Below are 6,066 nucleotides of genomic sequence, written 5' to 3' on the forward strand. Positions count from 1 at the left end.
GCCCGCGAGCACGGGATCAATCAAATCGGTGTGTCGACGCTACAGGATGATCGTGACGGCATTCAGGAAAACCCGTATTGATATGGGTCAATGGGGTGAAGCTTAGTGCTTGTGGAAACCTTGCTCCGGGCATTATGCTCGTCGCCCCTTTTGGGCCGCAAGCCTGGAGTGTTGCTTCAAAGCCAATTAATTGTGCCGGCAAATGCAGCAGCTGGCACGTTAATTCGACGTTAATTCGTTCGTGTTACGGCGCAAATGGGCGGCTCAGCCCAGCGCCAGGCGCAGCTGTTCGTCCAGGTGCAGCGTGGGCGCAACCCGCCAGCCGCTCTGGGCATAGCGCAGCCAGCGGCCGAGCACCAGGTGCGTCAGCAGGCTGGCGTGCGCGGCGACGTTGGCCTCTTGGGGCAGGCCGCCGTCGGTGATGGCGATGCGCAGCGATTGCTTCAGCGACGCCTCGATCCGGTCGTTGATGTGGTTGATGCGTTCTTGAAGCCGGTTGTCTTCCGTGACGAGCGCGTCGCCCGTCAGCACGCGCGTCATGCCCTTGTTGCGCTCGGAGAAGGTCAGCAGCATGGCGACCGTCTTGTGGGCCTGGCTCAGGCCGTAGGGCTCGGCGGTGGCGATCTGGTTCACCAGCGTGAAAATGCTGGTTTCGATGAATTCGATCAACCCTTCGAACATCTGCGCCTTGCTCGCGAAATGCCGGTAAAGGGCGGCTTCCGAGACCTCCAGGCGCGCGGCGAGGGCTGCCGTGGTGATGCGGGACGCATGCGGCTGCTCCAGCATTTCGGCCAGAGTCTGCAGAATCTGGGTCTTGCGCTCGCCGGGTTTGCTCGCCATGGACGGGTCTGCTCTGCGCAGGATGACGGTGAAGGGGGGAGGAGCGGGCGTCAGCCCCGCAGGGGGCGCCGACGTAACAACAAATCACTGACGGAGTTTACCCGCAAGTCGACGTAAGCCGGTCGTTGCGTTCGTCCACGCGCGAAGGGCGTGCCGGGGTGATACACATGAACGGTGCGCAAGCCCGCCTTGCGGGCGCCGCGCAGATTGGCCAGCGTGTCTTCCACCAGCACGGCGCGGTGGGCGGGAACGCCTTCGCGGGCCAGCACGTAGCGCAGCAGCGCGGCCGAAGGCTTGGGACGGAATTCGCCGTGCAGCCGCATGTGCTCGATGGCCCACAGGCTGTCGAACTGGCGCAGGATGCCCAGGCGCGCAAGCACCGCGCGGGCGTAATGCAGCGGCGCATTGGTCAGCAGCACCTTGCGGCCCGGCAATTGGCGCAGCTTGTGGGCCAGCGCCTTTTCCGAGCGCACCAGCGGGCCGACATCGAAATCGTGGCTGCGGTGCAGGAACTCGTGGGCGTCCACGCCGTGGTGGCGGACCATGCCGATCATGGTGGCGCCGTAGCGTTTCCAGTACAGCGAACGCACGCGGTTGGCCGTATCCACGTCCACGTTGAGCGCTTCGGCCACGGCCATGGTCATGCCGTGGTCTATCTTGGGGAAGATGGCGTGCGACGTGTCGTGGAGCGTGTTGTCCAGGTCGAACAGCCACAGGCGTTGGGAACTGTCCGTGGGGACGCTGCGCGAGCGGCGCATGCGCACCGCCGGCCGCAGCAATTGACGATGGACTTGCATCAGATGCGCGGCGCGGCAGGGCGAAGCGTCATCAGTGCGAGCTGATCATCGTGCCGACGCCCTGGTCGGTCAGGATTTCCAGCAGCAGGCAGTGCGGCACGCGGCCGTCGACGATGTGCACCGAATTCACGCCGTTCTTGGCGGCGTCCAGCGCCGACGAGATCTTGGGCAGCATGCCGCCGGAGATCGTGCCGTCCGCGAACAGTTCGTCGATGGTCTGGGCCGACAGGCTGCGCAGCAGCTTGCCGCCCTTGTCGAGCACGCCCGGGGTGTTGGTCAGCATCAGCAGCTTTTCGGCGCCCAGGACCTCGGCCATCTTGCCGGCAACCACGTCGGCGTTGATGTTGTAGGCGGTGCCGTCTTCGCCATAGCCGATAGGCGAGATGACGGGAATGAACTGGTCGTCCTGAAGCGCCTTCACGACGGCCGGTTCGACCATGGTGATGTCGCCCACGAAGCCGATGTCGATCGGTTCGGCCGGATTGTCCTTGTTGGCCATCAGTTTCTTCTGGGCCTGGATCAGTCCGCCGTCCTTGCCGGTCAGGCCCACGGCCTTGCCGCCGACCTCGTTGATCATCATGACGATGTCCTGCTGGACCTGGCCGCCCAGCACCCATTCCACCACTTCCATGGTTTCCGCGTCGGTCACGCGCATGCCCTGGATGAAGGTGCCTTGCTTGCCGATGCGGCGCAGCGCGTCATCGATTTGCGGACCGCCGCCGTGAACCACCACCGGATTGAGACCCACCAGCTTGAGCAGCACGACGTCGTGCGCGAAGCTGCGCTGCAAACGTTCTTCCGTCATGGCGTTGCCGCCGTACTTGACCACGATGGTCTTGCCGTGAAATCGTCGGATATACGGCAGTGCTTCGGACAGCACAGCGGCTTTGACAGCAGGAGACGAAACGGCAGCAGGGTCGGGGGTGTCGGTCATGGCAGCTAAGTCGGCAAATAAGTAATCAGTAAAGTTGAGGGGCGGTAAAAAAATGCCTGCACAAGAACGCGTTTGGGACGCGCTAGCGCAAGCATACGACGGATTGTAGTACCCACAGGTTTCTTATGCTTCAAACCTATGTCCATATGCCCGACAAATAACCGGCATTCAGGTAAATTGGGGGCGTTTTCGCAACGGCGCGCCCCGCAAAAGGGGGTTGGTCGGTACCGGCGGGGCATCGCTCCCCATTTTCACCTATAAAAGAGGCAAGACATGCGTTTGAACTTCGTCCGTTCCGCCCTGGCGGCGTCGGTCCTCCTGGTCGCGGCCAACGCCGCCCATGCCGAAAAAGTGGTGGTGGGCGCCACGCAGGTGCCGCACGCCGAGATCCTGGAAGTGGTGAAGCCCAAGCTCGCCAAGGAAGGCGTGGAGCTCGACATCAAGGTGTTCAGCGACTATGTGCAGCCCAACCTGCAACTGGCGGACAAGCAGCTGGACGCCAATTTCTTCCAGCACAAGCCCTATCTGGACTCCTTCAACAAGGACCGCAAGGCCACGCTGGTGCCGGTGGCCCTGGTGCATGTGGAACCGTTCGGCGGCTACTCCAAGAAGATCAAGAGCCTGTCCGAACTCAAGGACGGCGCCACCGTCGCCATTCCCAACGACCCGTCCAACGGCGGCCGCGCGCTGGTCCTGCTGCAGAAGCAGGGCGTGATCAAGCTGAAGGATCCCTCCAACATCCTGGCCACGGCCGCGGACGTGGTCGAAAATCCCAAGAAACTGAAGTTCCGCGAACTGGAAGCCGCAATGCTGCCGCGCGCGCTCGACGACGTCGACTTGGCGCTGATCAACACGAACTACGCGCTGGAGGCCGGCCTGGTTCCGACCAAGGACGCCCTGTTCATCGAAGGCGCCGACTCGCCCTACGCCAACGTGCTGGTGACCCGCAGCGACAACAAGGACGCGCCGGGCATCAAGAAGCTGGTCGACGCGCTGCACTCGCCCGACGTGAAGAAGTTCATCCAGGACAAGTACAAGGGCGCGGTGGTTCCCGCCTTCTGATGCCTGGGGGCGGGCGGCCCGGACGTCCGCGGCCGGCACACCGTTCTGCCCACGAACCGCCCGTCGACCGGGCGGTTTTTTGTTGGCCTGCGGGTGGGCCCGACGTCCGGATCGGGCGCAAAAAACCGCCCGGGGGCGGTTTCTTCGAGGGAGCCTCGGGGAGGCTTCAGCCGGCGGCCAGGGCCTTCTCGACGGTGGCGTGGAACTCGGCCTTGTCGTATTCGCCCAGGTAGCGCTTGATGATGTGCCCCTGCTTGTCGATCAGGAAGGCCGTGGGCGTGAGGCGGATGTCGCCGAAGGCGCGCGCGATATCGCCCTTGGTGTCCAGGGCCACCGGGAACGGCAGCTTGCGCGTTTCGGCGAAGTTCAGCACGAAGTTGGGCGGGTCGTAATTCATGGCGACCGCGATTGCCTCGTATCCCTTGCCCGCGTATTCGTTGTAGGCCGAGATCGTGTCCGGCATCTGCTTGACGCAGGTGACACAGCTGGTTGCCCAGAATTTGACCAGCACGACCTTGCCGCGCAGATCCTGCATGGAGAAGGTCTTGCCTTCCAGCGTGGTGAAGGTGACGTCGGGGGCGGTCTGGGCGGGGCGCAGGGCGAACCAGGCGCCGACGCCGACCGCCACGAGGACTGCCAGGGCTACGATGGCTTTTTTCATTTGATGGGCATCGCCTCGACGCCGCTGCTCGTGCCGGACGCGCTATCGGTAGCCGCGCCGGCGCCGCTTTCGATGGGCGCCTTGGTTTCGGTGGTGGTGGATTTGGAACCGCTGCCCGACAGCCGGATGGCTTCTTCGCGGCTGATGGTTTCGAAGAGCTTGACCACCTTGGCCACGCCGCCCACGTCCGCGGCGGCATTGGCGGCGTACTCGCCTTCGGCCTGGGTGACCTTGCCCATCAGGTAGACGACGCTGTGGTCGGTCGTCAGGGCGATGGTGCCCGAGGGCACGTACTTGGTGTTGATCAGGGCGGTCTTGACCTTGGAGGTCAGCCAGGTGTCGTTGGAGCGTGTGCCGAATGAGGCGATGGGGCCCACGTTCAGCTGGTTGATGACCTGCTTGACGTTCTCCACGCCCTGGGCGATGGCGGTGGCCTGGCTCTTGGCTTCTTCGGTGGGCACGTCGCCGGTCAGCAGCAGGTGGCCGCCGTAGGCCATGGCGTTGACCCGGGCGGTGTCGCCCAGCTTCTGGGAGATCTGGCTTTGCGCCTTGAACGCCATGTTCTGGTCTTCGAGCTGGACGCCGGACGTGCGGCGGTCCGTCACGACGACCGCCGTGGTGGCGGCGGCGCCGCCCACGATCAGGGGCGCGCAGGCCGACAGCGAGAGCGCCGCGGTGGACAGCGCGGCGGCCAGCATCAGCGGACGGACTGCGGGTCTGACGTCAGAAATCATTCGGTGTCTCCAAGCAGAAGAGCGTCTATGCCGTCGCACAGCGCGTGCAGCAGCAGAATGTGGACTTCCTGGATGCGCATCGTGCGATCGCTGGGAACACATAGATGGACGTCCATCGGCGTAATGAGTTCCCCCATGACGCCGCCGCCCTTGCCGGTCAGGGCCAGAACGTGCATTTCGCGCGCGCTGGCGGCTTCCATGGCGCGGACCACGTTGGGCGAATTGCCGCTGGTGGAGATGGCCACGAGCACGTCGCCGGCCTGGCCGAAGGCGTTGACCTGGCGTTCGAAGATTTCGTCGAAGCCGTAGTCGTTGCCGACCGCGGTGAGGATCGAAGTGTCGGTATTGAGCGCAATGCCCGCCAGCGGCAGGCGTTCGCGTTCGAATCGGCCCACCAGTTCGGCGATGAAATGCTGCGCGTCGGCGGCCGAGCCGCCATTGCCGCAAGCCAGAATCTTGCCGTTGTTCGCCAGGGCGCCGAACAGCACGTCCACCGCCACTGCCAGCGGCTCGGCCAGGACGTTCATGCTTTGTTCGCAGGCGGCCATGGCGTCGCGAAAGTGCGACGTCATACGAGAGGTCATATCCATGGGCGCGATTATCTCACGGGGCAGGGCCGCCGTTTCGTCCAGGCGTAACGGCAAGGGACGGGGCGTTGCCGGCCGCGGTCGGGCTGGCGCGGCGTCAGGGCAGCCAGATTGCGCCGCGCAGCCACCGCGGCTGGCCGTCGTCGAAGACGACGGCGTCGAAACGGGCGGCCGGGCACACGCCGCCCCAATGCCGCCTGGCCAGCTCAGGCAGCCAGTGTGCCGCCGCGCGGGCCAGGCGGGCCTGCTTCTGGCGGCCGATGCTGGCGGCGGCGTCGCCGGAGCGGCTGCGGGCGCGTGCCCGGACTTCTATGAAGACCAGCGCGTCGCCGTCGCGCATGGCCAGGTCGATTTCGCCGACGCGGCACCACAGGTTGCGCGCCAGCAGCGCCAGGCCTTGCGCCCGCAGCAGGCGCAGCGCGGCGGCCTCGTGGTGGTCGCCGTGGCGCTG

General features: G+C 65.0%; 8 protein-coding genes. 1 reads left to right on the top strand and 7 read right to left on the bottom strand.

The annotated features are described in order from the left end of the window. Window positions 1-264 precede the first annotated feature (264 nt). The 3 genes from slmA to argB are packed head-to-tail and all read right to left on the bottom strand — an operon-like array spanning window position 265 to window position 2,571. Complete coding sequence (gene slmA, locus ABE485_RS22735; RefSeq protein WP_346517515.1) at window positions 265-840, bottom strand: nucleoid occlusion factor SlmA; 576 nt, start codon at window positions 838-840, stop codon at window positions 265-267. 50 nt (window positions 841-890) lie between these two features. Beyond that, window positions 891-1,637 (bottom strand): pyrimidine 5'-nucleotidase, encoded by a 747-nt coding sequence (locus ABE485_RS22740; protein ID WP_346517516.1) that lies wholly within the window; start codon window positions 1,635-1,637, stop codon window positions 891-893. Between the two features lie 31 nt (window positions 1,638-1,668). Beyond that, a complete protein-coding gene (gene argB / locus ABE485_RS22745) occupies window positions 1,669-2,571 on the bottom strand; it encodes an acetylglutamate kinase (RefSeq protein ID WP_346517517.1) in 903 nt (300 codons plus the stop codon). Between the two features lie 273 nt (window positions 2,572-2,844). Between argB and ABE485_RS22750 the strand changes: the two genes are divergently transcribed. Beyond that, a complete protein-coding gene (locus ABE485_RS22750; protein WP_346517518.1) occupies window positions 2,845-3,633 on the top strand; it encodes a MetQ/NlpA family ABC transporter substrate-binding protein in 789 nt (262 codons plus the stop codon). Window positions 3,634-3,799: 166 nt separating this feature from the next. Here the strand turns inward: ABE485_RS22750 and ABE485_RS22755 are convergent, their stop codons facing one another. From ABE485_RS22755 to ABE485_RS22770, 4 genes are all read right to left on the bottom strand, one after another. Beyond that, window positions 3,800-4,294, bottom strand: a complete 495-nt coding sequence (locus ABE485_RS22755) for a peroxiredoxin family protein (RefSeq protein WP_346517519.1) — start codon at window positions 4,292-4,294, stop codon at window positions 3,800-3,802. Next, the gene (locus ABE485_RS22760) at window positions 4,291-5,028 is read right to left on the bottom strand and encodes a BON domain-containing protein (protein ID WP_346517520.1); all 738 of its coding nucleotides are present in this window, start codon (window positions 5,026-5,028) and stop codon (window positions 4,291-4,293) included. Before ABE485_RS22760 ends, ABE485_RS22755 begins: the two co-directional genes overlap by 4 nt. Then, the gene (locus ABE485_RS22765) at window positions 5,025-5,618 is read right to left on the bottom strand and encodes a phosphoheptose isomerase (RefSeq protein ID WP_054457773.1); all 594 of its coding nucleotides are present in this window, start codon (window positions 5,616-5,618) and stop codon (window positions 5,025-5,027) included. The genes ABE485_RS22760 and ABE485_RS22765 overlap by 4 nt, the downstream gene beginning before the upstream one ends. Window positions 5,619-5,712: 94 nt before the next feature. Further along, on the bottom strand, window positions 5,713-6,066 hold a 354-nt coding region (locus ABE485_RS22770), incomplete at its 5' end, for a YraN family protein (protein WP_346517521.1).

The organism is Achromobacter spanius (genome assembly GCF_039673305.1).
GTDB classification, from domain to species: Bacteria; Pseudomonadota; Gammaproteobacteria; order Burkholderiales; family Burkholderiaceae_B; genus Achromobacter; species Achromobacter spanius_F.